Here is a 15,888-nt window from a genome sequence, read left to right as displayed (position 1 = left end):
GCCAGTACTTGCACAAGGGAATAGGTGAAATCTTTGCAAAAGTAAAAAATTCTATATTGCTGACACAATTACAGTGATAATAGGGCATAACTGTGATGCCTAAGAGTAACAAGCCCATGTATGAAGATGACTATGAAGACGATCAGCCAATCACTCGTATTCCTCAAAATGAACAGCGTCATAAATTGGGGCATCACATTATTAAAGATGCGCAGCAATATTTAGAACAGATTTCAGCAGATGAACATGCCTTACTGATTCAAACTCTGCGTCATTTGGCACAAGATGAGCCTTATTTCGATATTTTGGCCGATGAATTAGATCAGCCGGTAGAAATGAAAGTAGCGAATGATGCTTTAAATTTATTGTATTTTTGGCAACTGCTTCATCAACATGAAAATGATGCAGACTTTGATTTTCTGAATGTCATCAATAGCGAGTTTTTCCAAACTGAAATGTTGAAAGCCTTTGATGCTTTGAATATTGGTGAACATAAAGCAGCGCGCCGTCAGGTACTTTTAGATGCGTTTAAACTGTATAAATTAGACATTCATGCAGGCTGTATCCCAGTGTTATATGCACAGCTTGAAGGCATCTTGACAGACGTGCTGATTCAAACGGGTTTCTTAAGTCAAAATGGCACTAAATTTGTCGATGTCTATAAAATTGTACCGGGGCTTAAAGGCAGTGAAATTAAAAGCCTTTGGCACAAATCTAAAATTGCCAATGAGTTAAATCCGTATTTTGCCGAATTGGCGGCCTATCAAATGGATAACAGCTCTACCGTAGCGATGACCCGTCATAATATTTTGCATGGTACCGATGTCGCGCATTTTAATCAGGGACGGAGTTTCATCCTGTTTATTTGGCTGTTTTCCGCAGTGAGCTTTATGAGTACGGTCAGCAAATAAGTTTAATTTCAAGAGATCAATGCATAGGAGTGGCATTGATCTCTTTGCATTACATCATCCTTTAAAATTAAAAGCATAGAGTAAAATCGACCATACATATTTGTATCAAGCCATTGTGAAAATAGGCAATCACATGGCGTTTTCCTGTGGTTGATTTGTTTCTAAATGCGTCTATTTCAGGTATCTGCTTCAAATCGCGTTATAACTATTGTTAGACAATAACTGAGAATAGGGTGAGCGAGATGACAACAGAAAGCACATTAAATGATTTAAAAAATAAAGCATCAGAACTCGGTGATGACATACAACTCAAGGCCAAAGAGGCGCAACTAGAAGGCGAAAAAGCACTCGATGGTGCAAAGCATAAAGTTGAAGAGCTCAAGCTTGAGGGTGAAAAAGCCTTAAATGAGGCCAAACATGAACATGCAGAACAGCATGCAGAAACCAAAGACCGTCTAGAGCAGTTAAAAGCAGAAGCGAGTCATAAATTTGATGAAGCCAAAGTCAAAGCAGCCGAACTTAAACATGAGGCTGTCGAAAAATTTGATGAACTAAAAGTGCAGGCGACAGAGAAATTTGACGAGTTAAAAAAGAAAGCCACTGACACACTGCATAAGTTTAAAAAAGATGACCAAGCTTAATTAGGTTTGATGAAAAAAGCCGTTCTATAAAGAGCGGCTTTTTTAGGATTCATTGTTTTAATCCATCTAAATTTTCAGTCTTAATATTTTTGACTTGATCATCGACTATGGTAATCACATAGCGCATATTGGCAATTTCATAGGTGTAATCTACCGCTAGTTTCGCAGGCAGATTTTTCTCTTGCAGCGGATAAGACACCATTTTCATCGGAGAAGCTTGCATACGCGAGCGCATGAGATCGATGCTATCACCAATCGCTACAGTTTGTCGGTCAGGTGTTTGAATGGCTTCAGTCGCAATTTCTGCATAGGCTGCTGAAGTCAGGAGCATCAAGGCACATAAAGTCGTTTTATAAATATTCTTCTTATAGATAGTCTTCGGATACATCGTCATCCCCATTTTAAAAACTAAAAAGCACAAAATGTGCCTTTAGATTGCACATCCATCGCTATGATTATTCTGTTGAAACGACTGAAATATAAACTGAAATTACGCTGTAAAAGTATGGTTGATATGTAATCAATTCAAATTTAATGGCTTTGGTTTAGCCGCATAGATCAACTACACGGGCATTTTAAGTGGCGCACGCTAGAAAAATTGTTTGAAAGCTGACTAAATTACTCAACTTTATAAGCTTATAGGGATAAGTCATTCATCTCCCTCTTACTCTGTGGCAAATGAACAGGTAAACTATCGCTATTATCTTTTGATTTTCCTGTTTGGAGACAACATAATGTCGTGGCTTTCTTCTCTAAAATCTGTGTTTTCACCCTCCCAAGAGGTGAAAGAAGAGGAAATCCAACAGGTTTTACAAAACTATGTACTTCCCAATTCAAATAATGCCTTAAAAGACCGTATTTCACAGGTCAATGTGCAAGGTCAGATCTTACAGATTACGATTAACACCTTTCCTTCAGAAGCTAATGACTTACAAAAAATTCATGATGATTTGGCTGATGCGTTGGAAAAATGCGGTATTAATGAGCTGAATATGCATGTGATTCAACAAAAAACAGGGCATAAATCTGAAGGTGGTTGTGGTCACCATCATGCAGAAGGCGAAAGCTGTTCTAGCCATGAAAAAGCTGAAAGTTCAGCAGCAAAAAGTCAGTTACCTCCAGTTGTGGATGCGTCTGCGAAAACACCTGAAGCACCTGCTGAAGTTGATCCGAATAATCCGCCGATTCAAAAAGCGGCTCCACAACAGCGTGATGTACCGAAACATCAACGCATTAAAAATGTCATTTTGGTGTCATCTGGTAAAGGCGGTGTGGGTAAATCGACCACCACTGTGAACTTGGCGCTCGCATTACAACAGCTGGGTTTAAAGGTTGGGGTATTAGATGCAGACATCTATGGTCCAAGTATTCCAACGATGCTCGGCAATGCAGGCCGTACGCCTATGATTGAAGCTGAACAATTTGTACCAATTGAAGCTTATGGTTTGGCAGTCTTATCGATTGGCCATTTAACAGGTGATAACAATACCCCTGTGGCTTGGCGTGGGCCGAAAGCGACGGGGGCGTTAATGCAGCTCTTTAACCAAACTTTATGGCCTGATCTGGATGTATTGGTCATTGATATGCCACCAGGCACAGGTGATATCCAGTTGACGCTTGCACAGCGTATACCGGTGACAGGTGCTGTGATTGTGACGACACCACAAAATGTTGCATTAATGGATGCGACCAAAGGCATTGAGTTGTTTAATCGTGTACATATTCCCGTGATGGGCGTGGTTGAAAATATGTCGACTCACATCTGTTCGAACTGTGGGCATGAAGAGCAAATCTTTGGTACAGGTGGTGGCGACCAACTTTCAGCCCAATACGACATTCCGCTCTTAGGTCGTTTACCGCTGAATCTACAAATTCGTGAAAATGCCGATGCAGGGAAACCATCTGTGATAGCAGGTGATGATGCTGCTGAAAGCTACATGGCGATTGCACAAAAAGTTGCAGATGCATTACCTCAGGCTGAAAAAGATAAAAACCGTATTTTCTAAGGGTGAACTGAAATTTAAGTTGATCGTATTAAAATCTGGCCTCGTGCCAGATTTTTTATAACGTGGTATTGGGAGTGTTTGAAAATTATGAGTACTGAACTTTAGACATTCAACGATGTCTATGAATTACACATCTAAAAAACGATTTGCACAATTTCTTATTTTTCCTGCGATTATAAGCCGTCTGCTAAGGATAAAATTCTTGAGGCATATCAAAGGATGTCGCGTTTGTACTTAGTTTTTACAAAATAGCTTTCACGATATTTCTATTATTTTGGCTAGGATCAATTCTCTGAACGGCAGTAACTGTACAAACGCATTGTGTCTTAGATTTTTTGCCAAATGTCCTCTGTTACAAGGGGCTTAGCATTGAAAAAATATAGAGGAACAAATAATTTTAAATATTATTTGAAGTCATTAAAACCCACCCATCAAATGAGGGTACGCCTTAGTCTAAGAAATTAAAAAGCCCGGTAATTACCGGGCTTTTTAATTGGTTTTTTAGGAGGAAAGAGACGGGTTTGCTTTACGTTTAGCAGTGATAATATTCACCGTAATTGCGATGATGACCATGATAATGCCTACAATATCTGTAATGGTTTCTGGAATAATCATACACAGCGCACCCACACCTAAAAAAATACGCCAGAACCAGTTGAGATAAGTCTTGAAATAACCTTCAACTGCGGAGCCTAAAGCGAGAATTCCTATCACTGAAGTGACAGTAATACTCACTATAGTTGTCCATGCAGGAAAGGCAAATTCTCGAGCATTGACTGCAACATTGGTGGTATCAATCATCAGCATGGCAGGGTTATAAACGAATAAAAATGGAACAATAAAACCAGCAAGAGATAGTTTTAAGGCCTGAAACCCAGTGCGCATTGGATCACCGCCTGCAATTCCTGCGCCCGCAAAGGCGGCAAGGGCAACTGGTGGGGTGATGTTTGCAAATAAACCAAAATAGAACACAAACATATGCGCGACTAATACAGGAATATCAAAGTTTGCGAGTGCTGGTGCTGCCATGGTGGCAGTAATGATATAGGCCGGAATAGATGGAAGCCCCATGCCTAAAATCATCGATGCAATCATGGTCAAAAATAAAGTGAGAAAGAGACTACCTGCACCTAAACTCATAATTGAAGAAGTCATTACTGAACCAAAACTTGTCAGACTTACTACGCCGATAATAATACCAACGACAGCACAAGCAGCCATCACAGATAATGATTGTTTGGCTCCATCAACGAGCGCATCTAAAATATCTTTTACACCCATTCGTGTTGATTTTCTTATAGCTGCTACAAAGATGGTCAGGACGATGGTGTAGACAGCAGCATAGCTCACAGGAATATTTTGAAATAAGAAAAAGACCAGTGCCAAAATTGGAATAAGTAAATGTCCACGCTCTTTTAGAACTTCTTTTACTTTTGGTAAATCAGCTTTAGGTACGCCTTTCAGATCATCTTTACCCGCACGGAAATGAACTTGAGCCATGACGCCAAGGTAATACAATAAAGCAGGTAATAAGGCGGCTAGTGCAATTGTGCCATAACTCACGCCAGTTGTTTCGGCCATAATGAAGGCACTCGCACCCATGACTGGTGGCAAAATTTGTCCACCAACGGATGCACTGGCTTCAACGGCACCAGCAAAATTCTTGTGATAACCAATCTTTTTCATCAATGGAATAGTAAATGAGCCTGTACCAACAACATTGGCAACAGCAGTGCCATTAATACTGCCCATAAATCCACTTGAAATTACAGCAACTTTGGCAGGCCCACCTTGTTTATGTCCAGCCAGCGCCATGGCAAGATCATTGAATAATTTCCCCATACCTGATTTTGCAAGAAAAGCACCAAAAAGGATAAATAAGAAAATAAAGGTGACGGATGCACCAATTGCCGAAGAATATAAGCCTTCGGTTTTTAAATACATATGTCCGAAAATGTCGCTGATTGTATAAGGGCGAGTAAGTAATCGATCTGGCATCCAATCAAAGTGACTGATAAATGTATAGGTCAGGAAAATTAAACTTAAAATGGGCAACATCCACCCCATGACCCGGCGAGTTGCTTCTATGACTAATACCACACTCATAATTGCAAACGCGATATCTAAGGTATTTGGAATACCACCTCGAGTGGTCATAATAGATTGATATTCTTTCCATAAATATAAAAAACTGAAGATGGAAAGCAAAGCCAAGAACCAATCGAGAAGTGAAATATGCTGTCGGGAGCTTGTTTGACGAGCTGGATAGAGTAAAAAAATGAGTGCTAGGCCAATAGCGACATGGGCTGCACGCTGTATTAACTCAGGTAAAGGATTAAACGTAATAAATAAATGAAATAATGAATAAAAGATCGCTACAAATGCAACAAAGTAGGTAACAGATTTGCTCATATTGATTCGAGTAACAGATTCCCGATCAAATTTTTCTAATATGGCTTGTTGTTGTTTCTCATCGAGTTGTTCTAATACAACTTTATCTTCTTTGGAATTCATAGGCATTCTCCAATCCACCAAGACTTCCATTTGGGTTGATATTGAACCGAGATGTTGACCAAACTATAGTCTGGGTAACTTTGAAAAATAGACCAAATTTTTTGGTCAGCGAGGATCGTGCCTTGCATATTTCTAGAAATCACCCAGTTGATTTCATCTATATTTTGATTGACCCGCATTCTAATCACACCATTTTTTTGAAACTCAATGGGATAATTTGAGGGTGTACCTGCACCAAATGAAATCAAATCGGTGTGGCGCAGTAAAAACGTATTCTTTTGACGCTGATATTGTTCAGACCAAGCCGTCTTTTCTACTGAATGCTTCCACTGTAAATCAAATTGATCAGTTGAAATTTTGCATATATCAGTTTCAACTCTAACCTGCGTATACAGTGTTGGATAGCTAGCATAGATTAAGAAGAACAATATAAAAAATGCAGTATAAACTGCATTTTTTTGAAGCTTATTATTTTTTAGCCACTTCATCATAGTAGCGTTTCGCGCCTGGATGTAGAGGCGCTACAAGGCCTTGTTGAGCACCTTCAAGCGTGATTTCTGTTGCTGCTTGGTGTGAAGTTGCCAATTGAGGCAAACTGTCAAAGAAAGTTTTTGTTAGTTTGTAGACATCATCATCCGATATATCTGTGCGAACAACTAATGCATTTTTAATTGCGGCAGTTTGAATGTCCGCAGTATTGCCATATGTGCCTTTTGGAATAATCATCGGTAAGAAATAACTTTGATCTTTAGCTATTTCTTTGACTTTATCTGCATTGATTGAAACCAACTGTAGATCAAAGCTTTGTTGAAGTTCCATGAGTGATGAATTTGGAATGCCACTAGTCAGGAATGCTGCATCAAGCTTGCCACCTTTTAAAGCATCAGCGGCTTCAGCATAGCCCAAATAATCAACTTTAATATCTTTATAGGTGATTCCAAAACCATTCAACAGTGTACGTGCATTTACTTCTACACCTGAATTTTGTGCACCTACAGCGATACGTTTACCTTTCAAATCTTCGATATTTTTGATCCCTGATTTTTTAGAGGTTACGATTTGTACGTAGTTGGGATAAAGCGCTGCGACTTGGCTGACATTCTCAACTTTACCATTTGCGAAACTTCCTGTTCCGTTCAGTGCTTCTGTTAAGCTGTCACTCATAACAAATGCCATTTCAACTTTATTCTGTTTCAGAAGGTTTAAGTTTTCGACGGATGCACCTGTAGTTTGAGTCTTAGAATTTACACCAAAGGTTTTGTTATAAATTTCTGCAAGACTTGTCCCAATCACATTGTAAGGTCCTGATGCCCCACCAGTTGCAATGGTTACGAACTTGGTTTGAAGTTTGTCAGATGTAGCAGTTTCTGCGCTTTTTCCTTCCGTGGTATTTTTTGAAGTAGATTGATCATTTGAGCAAGCAGTAATACACGCCAAAGTAACCGAGAGTAACGTGAGTTTTGTCCATTGGTTCATAGAAACGTCCTTTTACACATAAATTTTGAATATTGATTTGATGAGTTTTAATTTTAATTTCCACTACTCAATTGAACATAACTTAATCAATTATTTTTGAAAAGTATTTTTTTTTGATTTTTTAGTCTCCAATAAATAATGGTTATGCGTAAGAATGGCATGGAGCTATATCGTTTATTTTAATAATATTTTGTTACGTGTAAAAACTGTAGGGTATACATGGAATCATGTGAAATTTCTTTTATAAATATAAGTTCAAACTATTTCTTTGAATTGTAAGGTGCTCTGAATGACTGTTCAGCTAAGGTTCTGTTTTTTCTATTTAAGTTACTGAATTTATAATTAAATAAGGAGTTTTTTATAAGCATTTCTATTTTTTATTTTGCTAATACGAAACAACTGAATTAATCTTCGCGGATTAAGTTTGAGGTCAAAGTATGATTTCATGGTTTTTTATTGGTCTAGTTATCAGTATTTTGTTAACGCCGGGACCAACCAATACGCTACTCGCATCTTCGGGTATTCAAGTTGGGCTACGTAAATCATTCCGACTCATTCCAGCGGAAGCCTTTGGTTATCTTATTTCGATTAGCCTATGGGGTTTTCTCATTGGTAAAATTTCCGTACATCTGCCTTTACTGCCGACCATTTTAAAACTGTTTAGTGCTGGCTATATTCTATTTTTGGCTATGCGATTATGGCGTACAGCAACTGTTGCTGAAAATTTTAATCAAAAGGGCATTCGTGCACGCGAACTCTTTGTTGCGACGTTATTAAACCCCAAAGCATTATTATTCGCATCTGCGATTTTTCCTGCATTGGCTTGGCAAAATGCGCAGTATTATGTAGCTCACATGCTGATCTTTTTGTTGTTGATCGTTCCTATTGCATTTTTTTGGACCTTCCTTGGTTCAGTTTTGGCATCGAATAAAATTAGTTGGCTCAATCAAGCCAATTTACAACGAACAGCATCGCTAGTCTTGGTTAGTTTTTCGATACCACTGAGTTATTCTGCGATTTTAAAACTTTAAATTGATTTGAAAATGACTAAATCCGCTTAGTTCGGCAAAGCTTATTTTCATTAAGTTGGATTTCAGTTAAAGTACCACGCAATAATTGATTTAAGTTTTTGGATAGAGATAAATGGCTATTAAGTCTGATCGTTGGATTCGCGAAATGAGCGAAAAACACGGCATGATTGAACCGTATGCAGAAAACCAAGTCCGTTATGATGAAAATGGCGAAAAGCTTATTTCGTATGGCGTGTCGAGCTATGGTTATGACGTGCGCTGTGCTCGTGAATTTAAAGTCTTTACCAATGTTCATTCAGCAATTGTTGACCCTAAAAACTTTGACGATAAAAGCTTTATTGATATCGAATCAGACGTTTGTATCATTCCGCCAAACTCGTTTGCACTAGCACGTACAGTCGAATATTTCCGTATTCCACGTAATGTGTTAACCGTTTGTTTGGGTAAATCAACCTATGCTCGCTGCGGTATTATTGTCAATGTGACGCCTCTTGAACCAGAGTGGGAAGGTCACGTGACTTTAGAATTTTCGAATACAACCAACTTGCCTGCACGTATTTACGCGGGTGAAGGTGTCGCACAAATGTTGTTCTTTGAATCAGACGAAGTGTGTGAAACCTCTTATAAAGACCGTGGTGGTAAATACCAAGGTCAAACCGGTGTGACTTTACCGAAAGCTTAATCCTTCGGATTTAGTTTAAAAAAAGCGGGCGAATTAGCCCGCTTTTTTGTTGGGTCATTCATCGGAAAATAGACCATTCGGTGGGGAAGTTTTTGCAATTGAGTAATTATTCAGCATAATAAAAAGTTAAGTGACTGGTCTATCACAAGTCTCCATTTAAGGAATAAATGGACAATAACATCAAAGCCAGTTCTCAGGAATAAATATAAGAGAGATGCAGAGCATCTGATAAAAGGAAGGTCGAGATGACTCAATTCACCCAGGCTAAGTTATTCCGCCAGAGTTGCTTAGCAGCCGCAGTCAGCATGTTTGCTGCACCATCTGTTTATGCGCTTCAAGATTTATCAGATGAAGCACTTTCAGCCACAACAGGTGAAGGTGTTGCACTCACTTTAGAAAATTTCAAAATGGTCTTTCAAGGGCCAAATGACCGTTCTACGGCTTCTAGTTATGCGTCTGGTATGGTTGATCCAGGGAAAAGCGATACAGGTTTTATTCGGATTATTCCTACAGGTGAAAACTATGAACAATTAGGCCAGCGTGCTTACGATAAAATCTATAAAGCTGCATATGTTGATGCCTATCAGCAAGGCCGAGTTACGGGCTATAACGGTGTTTATGACTCCACTTTCTTAAGTTCTAAAAGCACCTATGAGACCAATAATGCTACACGAGTAACCAATGAAACCATCGCAACATATTCAACAGAATATCGTGGCCGATTAGTACAGTCTTATCTTGAATCACCAACGATGAAGGCATATTACGATCAGCGTTATGCAGATTATTATGATGGTTCATCGTCTGGTTTGAAATTAGAAGATGATGGTACAACGAAAGAATCAATTACACCGTGGTTAAAAGAAAAGTCTCAAGCTGCTGCTTTAAAAAATACCTATGAAATGATTGAGTTACTATACGGTAACAATAGTACGGGTAATTTACCTACTGGGTCTACGTTTTATAAAAATTATGTCTCAGGAAAAATTACACGTTCAAATCTTATTGATCCAACAAAAGATGCTCAGTTAAATGCCAAAGCTGCAGAAACCCTCAATCAGTTGGCAACGGACTATGCCAAGCTTGAAGCTCAAAAGGCGAGTGATTCAGCATTAGCAACGGTGAAAAAAAATGCTGAAATTACAGCAAAACAAATTGCCTCGACTGCGACCGTATCGAGCCTCAGATCGAAAGCAGATGTATTTATATATGGCTTAGCCCTGTCCAATAGCAAAGATAAAAATGGCAAAAGTTCATTAGCAACGCGCTATACAGACCAAGGATTTAATTGGGGTACAGCAGAAAACCCATGGCTTTTCCATGCGGGTAATCAAGATGTTGAACAATTTGCGAAAGATAATAAGGGGAATGTTGGTTACTTAGCGATTGAGGCACCATTAAAGAAAATTGCGGCAGATGATGCATCTAACAACATCAAGCTTGGTTTGTGGATGGATGTATTTTCACGGTCTTTAAATTCAAGTAATGTCGTCGATCCGATTACCGGTGCGCCGACTAGCGGCTTAGATAAAGACTATCGTTTACGTACTCAAATTGTTGCGAATGGCCTGAGTTTTAATGGTTCACAAGTTCGAATTTTTCAAACCCTAAAATCTACAAATACAAATTACAACCAAACCTTAGGTTTAGCCAGTTTAATTCGTATTAATACCAATGATCGTGCTGAGTCACTGAGTATCAATGATGGAGATTTGGATGCTCGCGGCATGCGTATCAGTACAGCTGCACGCCCTGAATTGGATGATGGAACAGCAGCGACACCAGCGATGGATCGATCTGCAGCTCCAATCTTTCATGAAACTGAAGGTCTATATTTATATAGCCCAAATATCAATTTAGTTTTAGGAAATATGTATCAGCCCTTTATTGTGGGTTCAGAAGGTCGAAATATTATTTTGGAAGTGACACGTATTCCAAATGTACCTTCTATTTACAGTAAAATTTATACTTACTATACGGATATCGCTGGTAATACCACAGGTACATCGGGTTTAAATGCCTCAGACTTTAAAGGATCAACCTGTAACGTCTATAGTTGTGGCACGGAGTTAAAAGCAAACTCTTCAGATGCGACAGCACTATATCAAGGACGTAATGCAACACACAGTAGCATTGCGATCGGTACAGTAGAGCGCTTGCCTGGTAATCTGTTGAATGCAAAAAGTACGGATACTGCGACAGGTGTGGTGTTTAAAGGTGTCAATGGACAAAGCACGAATTTAGGATCTGTTGCCATAGATGGCGTATTGATTCAGCACTTAAAAATAAGAACAACAGGGCTGTAGGAGAAATCACATGTATAAAATTTTATGCGCTGTTGTTTGTGCTGCACTGACACAAACTCATGCAGGTTTAGTGTCTATGGATAATAGGGAACTTACCGCTGCAACCGGTCAAGGCGGTGCAGATCTCAGTTGGACACTTTCCTTAAATCATCAATATGCCAATGATATGTCAAAAAACAACATATCAATCATGGATGCGAATGGTAAAACAACGCAAGCATTTTATGGATATCAATGTTCATCCAATGAGTTTTGTCGCTTAGCACTTGCGCCCAATAATCATGTGGATGCAAATGGTAATAAGAAATGGTTGGTGTTTAAACAGTTTCAAGGAACGTTACAGATCGATCAATTTTCACTAGATGGTGTGACGATTATCAATCGTGAAGGTAATCCACAAACGGCTATGCAGTTGACATTTTATGATGATAAGCCATTAAAAATTAGGAATTTAGGCTTTGCTACGTTGGCGGTGGAAACAGGTACGACAGGTAAGGAAGGTTATGAGAATACCAGTACTTATACGACCTATACCGAAAAGAAAGCTGATGGAACAACTTCAACTTTAGCTGTGCCTGATTTTGATCGTGGTTCAGAACAAGGATTTATGGGTGTTAATGTGCACGGCAACATGCACATGAGTGGAAAGTTAAACATCTTCAGTTTTAACTGCACTGGAAATGGTGCAGGTCGCTGTTAATCAGCTGTGACTGAATATAAGGATATAGTGATGAAAAAAATAACAACTTTAACGGCACTCGCAACCAGTATTTTACTTGCTCAACATGCATATGCTTTTGAAGCGATGACCGATGAAAGCTTGGGTGCAGTTACTGGCCAAGATGGTATTTCGATTACCTATGAAGTTTCTAGAGTCAAAGTTGATCAGTTAAATTGGGTTGACCCAACTGACCAAAATAAGATGAAAATGGGTTTGCACAATGTACAAATAGATGGTGTTGGGCAAAGCACCATTACATCAAAATTAGATTTTGATGTGGGGACGACGGATGCTGGTGTAGGCATGCGTATAGCTGCAAGTGTCAGTCCATTTACGGCTGTTGCACAAAATATTATGCTGCTGTGTCAAGGTGCAACGTGCCAAACGCCTACGCAAAATTTAGGTTCACTTACGATTGCAACATCTTCACCTTTAAAAGTATTACTTGAAACCAGCAATGGTCTATTTAACCGCAATGATACGGCGTATATGGAATTTCAATTGCAAAATGCCAGTATTAGTCATGGGATGAATGGACATAGCGTAACCTTAAAGGATTTTAACTTTAACTTTGCGGGTTCAGGTTATATGTATGTCGCAGCAGATGAAGGTATTGTCCTCACCACAAAATCAACGGGAAGCAAAGACCATACGATTAACCTTGGACGAGTAAAAGATACATCAGATGTTCATAGTTCACGTAGTGATGCAACAAACCCTGGAGTGAATATTGATCTACGCTATGGTACTGATGGTGGTGCGCAGCGGAATTTAATTCGTATGGGAGCATCGGGTGCTGTCACCAATGCACGAGTTGCCTTAAATGCCAATCAAGACGGAATTAAAGATTTTGGTCTAGCAACGAAGGCTTCTGGATATGAGTCCGTTGGTTTAGGTGGTTTACATTTAGGTGTGCGCGCGGATTTCACTTCAAAGGATGATCCTAGCCTTGTTGCAGGTCAAGCACCGACAACCTTAGAAATTGGCCATACGGGTATTGGTAGTTATGCCATTGAATTTTCTAATTTAACGTCTTTAGTTGCTGATAAAAATGCCTATATTGATTTTGGCGATATTTATATCAATACCATTCAAGCGAAAAGCCTTGATTTTCTAGTGAATGATAAATTAAAAGCGACATTAGGTTTAACCAATAATGTTTTGACCCAAAACCTGTCAAATCAAACGGCAGGTGGAAATTTTGCCTTAGTAGCGATTCGTGGTATGGATTTTCAGTCCATCGCACGTACAGCACGATTTATTTCTGATAACTCAATTGCTGCAATTGCAAGTAATGACAATAGTTGGGGGATTGGTATTCCAATTTACAATATGAATGCCAATGTTGCATTATCAGAGAAAAAATATAGTTATAAAAATACGACTGAAAAATCAGGTATTGGCTATAACCTCGTGATGAGCACGGATGGTTATGGTGTTGATAAAAAAACAGGAACACCAAGTACGACCTCTATTATCTTGATCGATGGTAAAAAAGGCTTAAATGGCCAAGAAGTCAATTATTATGCAGGCTTGCGAAACATCAATGCGCTGATTCAATCTGATGGTGTGATTGGCTATGAAAATGACGGTATCTATGTACGTGCAGATAATTTATTGATTGCAGCCAATGCCGAGTTAGCGATTGGTCAACTTCCGGGTTCAACCTATAACTGTGCGACTACAGCTTCTGTCAAATGTGGGACTACAGTACCTTTAGATAATTTCTCTAAACGTGATGATGTGTTGACGAATATTGCGTTTAAGCTCGATGGTAAGGGGGAGCTATTTATAGTACCGGGTCTAAATGACAGTGCAGAAAATAATTATTTGTCTTTCCGTGGAAGCTTTGAATTTAAAGCCTTAACAGATGCTGAAAAGAAAGATCAAAAAGTTATGGGAAGCTATTTAAGTTTGATGAATGAAGATGTAAATGCTAGCGGTGTCGTTTCAGCTTCAAGTATCAATATTAATAAAATGCAGGGTGAACTCGGATTTGATGCTCGGATTAAAATGAAGCAAGATTCGGTAGAGTTTGATAATCAGGTGAAATTTAATCCAACCAATAATATGTCTAAAGCGTTTCGTGCAGAAGTATCGATGTTAACAAATGGCAATATGCAAAAGATGGCGGATATAGCCCTAACCGGTGGAACAATGCGAAGCACCATGGGGATTACTCCACGCTAATAATATTAAATCAATAACAAATAAATAAAATAACGAACAGGGAATTTGTTATGAAAAAGAAGTTAATCAGAGGTTTGATCTTCTCGACATTTGCGATGAGTAGCTTATCTCATGCAATGATGGCTTTAGATGATGAAAGCTTATCAAAAGTTGATGGTCAAGCATTACTCTCCATGGAATATACGCAGGGGTATAATTCTGTGGATGAGAGTGGACAAGCCGTAGACCAATCCAATGTCGGCTTTTATAAGCTTGGTTTAGAAGCTGAAATGGAGCTCAATGCCAATATTAAAAAGCTGCAATTGGGTTGTGGTGGTGCAAATGGCTCAGGTGCTTGTGATATTGATATCGATCATATTTCATTGAGTGGATTGCCTGTAAATAGCAATTATACGTCTGATGAACGTGCGGCAACTTCTGCTTTGTTGACCAATCCTTTTATCGAAATTGCAATTAAAGATCCCAAATCAGCTGCAACTCGTGAAGTGATGGGCTTTCGTCTGAGCGCTGAAAAAATTTCTGGGTTAATGACATTAGGTACAGAAAATAGTAATACACCCAATGGTATCAACACCTTTAGTGGGTATATGAAAACCAAAGCGTCTGCGGGTGTTGCAACAACTGCCGAGCGTGTGATGGACTATGCTTCTACGCAGCAATACATTGAAGGGGCAGTTAAGGGGACATTATTTGGTGCTGAAGTTGATCTACCGCTTCACTACAAATCAGATAATTATTCTTTTAATTTAAAATCAACCACAGCACCTTTTACAATTCCAGCCACTGTCGTGAGCGGGAATAGAATTAAGGATAATATTGCGGTATTAAAAGGCACAGGTACAGTTGATCGTCTAGATTTTAGTGGTCCATTAGAAGCTCAGATCTCTCTACTTGGGTTAAATATTAATTTGAATAAAGACGTAACAGGCTATCTTACTGGACTACAAACCGATATTACGGTAAATCAAAGTTTAGGTTTGATCCATGCACTTTATCTAAATAACCCTGCTTCGTTATCCTTACAAGCTCAAAAAATACTATGGCCTGGAGCTGCAGTTGCAGCAGAAAGAGGTTGGTGGTTGGCGATGGAAGATGAGGTCGATTTGGGGAGTATTACACCTTCAGACAAAGTGGCGATTACGGATGAAGTATTGAAACAAACGATCGCCGGAATTAACCATGACCTAAGTACCAATGTTCGTAACTGTGGAGATTTACTTTTTGGTTGTGTTGCAGGTTCGGCTTTGGATGTTAAAGAGATTAAAAACCCGTCATTAATTGATTTCCCATTAAACAATTTAAAACTTTCTGGACAGGAGTTTCGTTCTAACTGCTTCGGCGGGCTGAAATTCTGTTAAGGCTTAAAGTATTTAATATAAAAAAATCCCGCACTTAGCGGGATTTTTTTAT

At 39.0% G+C, this 15,888-nt stretch carries 13 protein-coding genes; 9 read left to right on the top strand and 4 right to left on the bottom strand.

The annotated features are described in order from the left end of the window. The first annotated feature begins 116 nt into the window (after nucleotides 1-116). The gene (locus tag FTT77_RS06485; protein ID WP_180007599.1) at nucleotides 117-911 is read left to right on the top strand and encodes a hypothetical protein; all 795 of its coding nucleotides are present in this window, start codon (nucleotides 117-119) and stop codon (nucleotides 909-911) included. A 242-nt stretch (nucleotides 912-1,153) separates the two neighbouring features. Further along, on the top strand, nucleotides 1,154-1,552 hold the full coding sequence (locus tag FTT77_RS06480) for a hypothetical protein (RefSeq protein WP_180025845.1): 399 nt from the start codon (nucleotides 1,154-1,156) through the stop codon (nucleotides 1,550-1,552). A gap of 49 nt (nucleotides 1,553-1,601) precedes the next feature. Here FTT77_RS06480 and FTT77_RS06475 read toward each other — a convergent pair whose 3' ends face one another. Beyond that, nucleotides 1,602-1,940 carry a hypothetical protein gene (locus FTT77_RS06475; RefSeq protein WP_180025844.1) on the bottom strand — a complete coding sequence of 113 codons (339 nt, stop codon included), beginning with the start codon at nucleotides 1,938-1,940 and terminating at the stop codon, nucleotides 1,602-1,604. A gap of 346 nt (nucleotides 1,941-2,286) precedes the next feature. Here FTT77_RS06475 and apbC point away from each other — a divergent pair, with 346 nt between their 5' ends. Beyond that, a complete protein-coding gene (gene apbC, locus FTT77_RS06470; RefSeq protein WP_180109090.1) occupies nucleotides 2,287-3,558 on the top strand; it encodes an iron-sulfur cluster carrier protein ApbC in 1,272 nt (423 codons plus the stop codon). A 501-nt stretch (nucleotides 3,559-4,059) separates the two neighbouring features. On the opposite strand, the gene FTT77_RS06465 is transcribed toward apbC, so the two are convergent. From FTT77_RS06465 to FTT77_RS06455, 3 genes are read right to left on the bottom strand one after another with little or no spacing between them, the layout of a single operon-like run. Next, nucleotides 4,060-6,072, bottom strand: a complete 2,013-nt coding sequence (locus tag FTT77_RS06465; RefSeq protein ID WP_180048964.1) for a TRAP transporter permease — start codon at nucleotides 6,070-6,072, stop codon at nucleotides 4,060-4,062. Beyond that, a complete protein-coding gene (locus FTT77_RS06460; protein ID WP_257222191.1) occupies nucleotides 6,069-6,563 on the bottom strand; it encodes a DUF1850 domain-containing protein in 495 nt (164 codons plus the stop codon). Before FTT77_RS06460 ends, FTT77_RS06465 begins: the two co-directional genes overlap by 4 nt. Continuing rightward, on the bottom strand, nucleotides 6,541-7,548 hold the full coding sequence (locus tag FTT77_RS06455) for a TAXI family TRAP transporter solute-binding subunit (protein WP_168379308.1): 1,008 nt from the start codon (nucleotides 7,546-7,548) through the stop codon (nucleotides 6,541-6,543). The genes FTT77_RS06460 and FTT77_RS06455 overlap by 23 nt, the downstream gene beginning before the upstream one ends. A gap of 437 nt (nucleotides 7,549-7,985) precedes the next feature. Between FTT77_RS06455 and FTT77_RS06450 the strand changes: the two genes are divergently transcribed. The 6 genes from FTT77_RS06450 to FTT77_RS06425 all read left to right on the top strand — a co-directional run bounded on the left by FTT77_RS06450 (nucleotide 7,986) and on the right by FTT77_RS06425 (nucleotide 15,836). Beyond that, a complete protein-coding gene (locus FTT77_RS06450; RefSeq protein WP_078192265.1) occupies nucleotides 7,986-8,579 on the top strand; it encodes a LysE family translocator in 594 nt (197 codons plus the stop codon). Nucleotides 8,580-8,691: 112 nt separating this feature from the next. Further along, nucleotides 8,692-9,261, top strand: coding sequence for a dCTP deaminase (gene dcd, locus FTT77_RS06445; protein ID WP_005008040.1), 570 nt, complete (start codon nucleotides 8,692-8,694; stop codon nucleotides 9,259-9,261). Between the two features lie 245 nt (nucleotides 9,262-9,506). Next, nucleotides 9,507-11,567: a hypothetical protein gene (locus FTT77_RS06440; protein ID WP_180048963.1), complete on the top strand. Its 2,061-nt coding sequence runs from the start codon at nucleotides 9,507-9,509 to the stop codon at nucleotides 11,565-11,567. A 10-nt stretch (nucleotides 11,568-11,577) separates the two neighbouring features. Beyond that, the gene (locus FTT77_RS06435) at nucleotides 11,578-12,267 is read left to right on the top strand and encodes a hypothetical protein (protein WP_168379306.1); all 690 of its coding nucleotides are present in this window, start codon (nucleotides 11,578-11,580) and stop codon (nucleotides 12,265-12,267) included. 30 nt (nucleotides 12,268-12,297) lie between these two features. Beyond that, nucleotides 12,298-14,478, top strand: a complete 2,181-nt coding sequence (locus FTT77_RS06430) for a DUF6160 family protein (protein ID WP_180048962.1) — start codon at nucleotides 12,298-12,300, stop codon at nucleotides 14,476-14,478. Nucleotides 14,479-14,528: 50 nt separating this feature from the next. Further along, complete coding sequence (locus FTT77_RS06425; protein WP_180007524.1) at nucleotides 14,529-15,836, top strand: hypothetical protein; 1,308 nt, start codon at nucleotides 14,529-14,531, stop codon at nucleotides 15,834-15,836. The last annotated feature ends 52 nt before the right edge of the window (nucleotides 15,837-15,888 follow it).

The organism is Acinetobacter sp. YH01010, assembly GCF_013420775.1.
Taxonomy (GTDB): Bacteria; Pseudomonadota; Gammaproteobacteria; order Pseudomonadales; family Moraxellaceae; genus Acinetobacter; species Acinetobacter amyesii.
This window is presented reverse-complemented; position numbering and strand designations above follow the sequence as displayed.

Excerpts from the sequence above, each read along its gene's own strand:
- FTT77_RS06455 (WP_168379308.1), bottom strand. The coding sequence starts at position 7,548 with ATGAACCAATGGACAAAACTCACGTTACTCTCGGTTACTTTGGCGTGT.
- FTT77_RS06440 (WP_180048963.1), top strand. The coding sequence starts at position 9,507 with ATGACTCAATTCACCCAGGCTAAGTTATTCCGCCAGAGTTGCTTAGCA.
- FTT77_RS06430 (WP_180048962.1), top strand. The coding sequence starts at position 12,298 with ATGAAAAAAATAACAACTTTAACGGCACTCGCAACCAGTATTTTACTT.
- FTT77_RS06460 (WP_257222191.1), bottom strand. The coding sequence starts at position 6,563 with ATGATGAAGTGGCTAAAAAATAATAAGCTTCAAAAAAATGCAGTTTAT.
- FTT77_RS06465 (WP_180048964.1), bottom strand. The coding sequence starts at position 6,072 with ATGAATTCCAAAGAAGATAAAGTTGTATTAGAACAACTCGATGAGAAA.
- FTT77_RS06450 (WP_078192265.1), top strand. The coding sequence starts at position 7,986 with ATGATTTCATGGTTTTTTATTGGTCTAGTTATCAGTATTTTGTTAACG.
- dcd (WP_005008040.1), top strand. The coding sequence starts at position 8,692 with ATGGCTATTAAGTCTGATCGTTGGATTCGCGAAATGAGCGAAAAACAC.
- FTT77_RS06435 (WP_168379306.1), top strand. The coding sequence starts at position 11,578 with ATGTATAAAATTTTATGCGCTGTTGTTTGTGCTGCACTGACACAAACT.
- FTT77_RS06485 (WP_180007599.1), top strand. The coding sequence starts at position 117 with ATGTATGAAGATGACTATGAAGACGATCAGCCAATCACTCGTATTCCT.
- FTT77_RS06425 (WP_180007524.1), top strand. The coding sequence starts at position 14,529 with ATGAAAAAGAAGTTAATCAGAGGTTTGATCTTCTCGACATTTGCGATG.
- apbC (WP_180109090.1), top strand. The coding sequence starts at position 2,287 with ATGTCGTGGCTTTCTTCTCTAAAATCTGTGTTTTCACCCTCCCAAGAG.
- FTT77_RS06480 (WP_180025845.1), top strand. The coding sequence starts at position 1,154 with ATGACAACAGAAAGCACATTAAATGATTTAAAAAATAAAGCATCAGAA.
- FTT77_RS06475 (WP_180025844.1), bottom strand. The coding sequence starts at position 1,940 with ATGTATCCGAAGACTATCTATAAGAAGAATATTTATAAAACGACTTTA.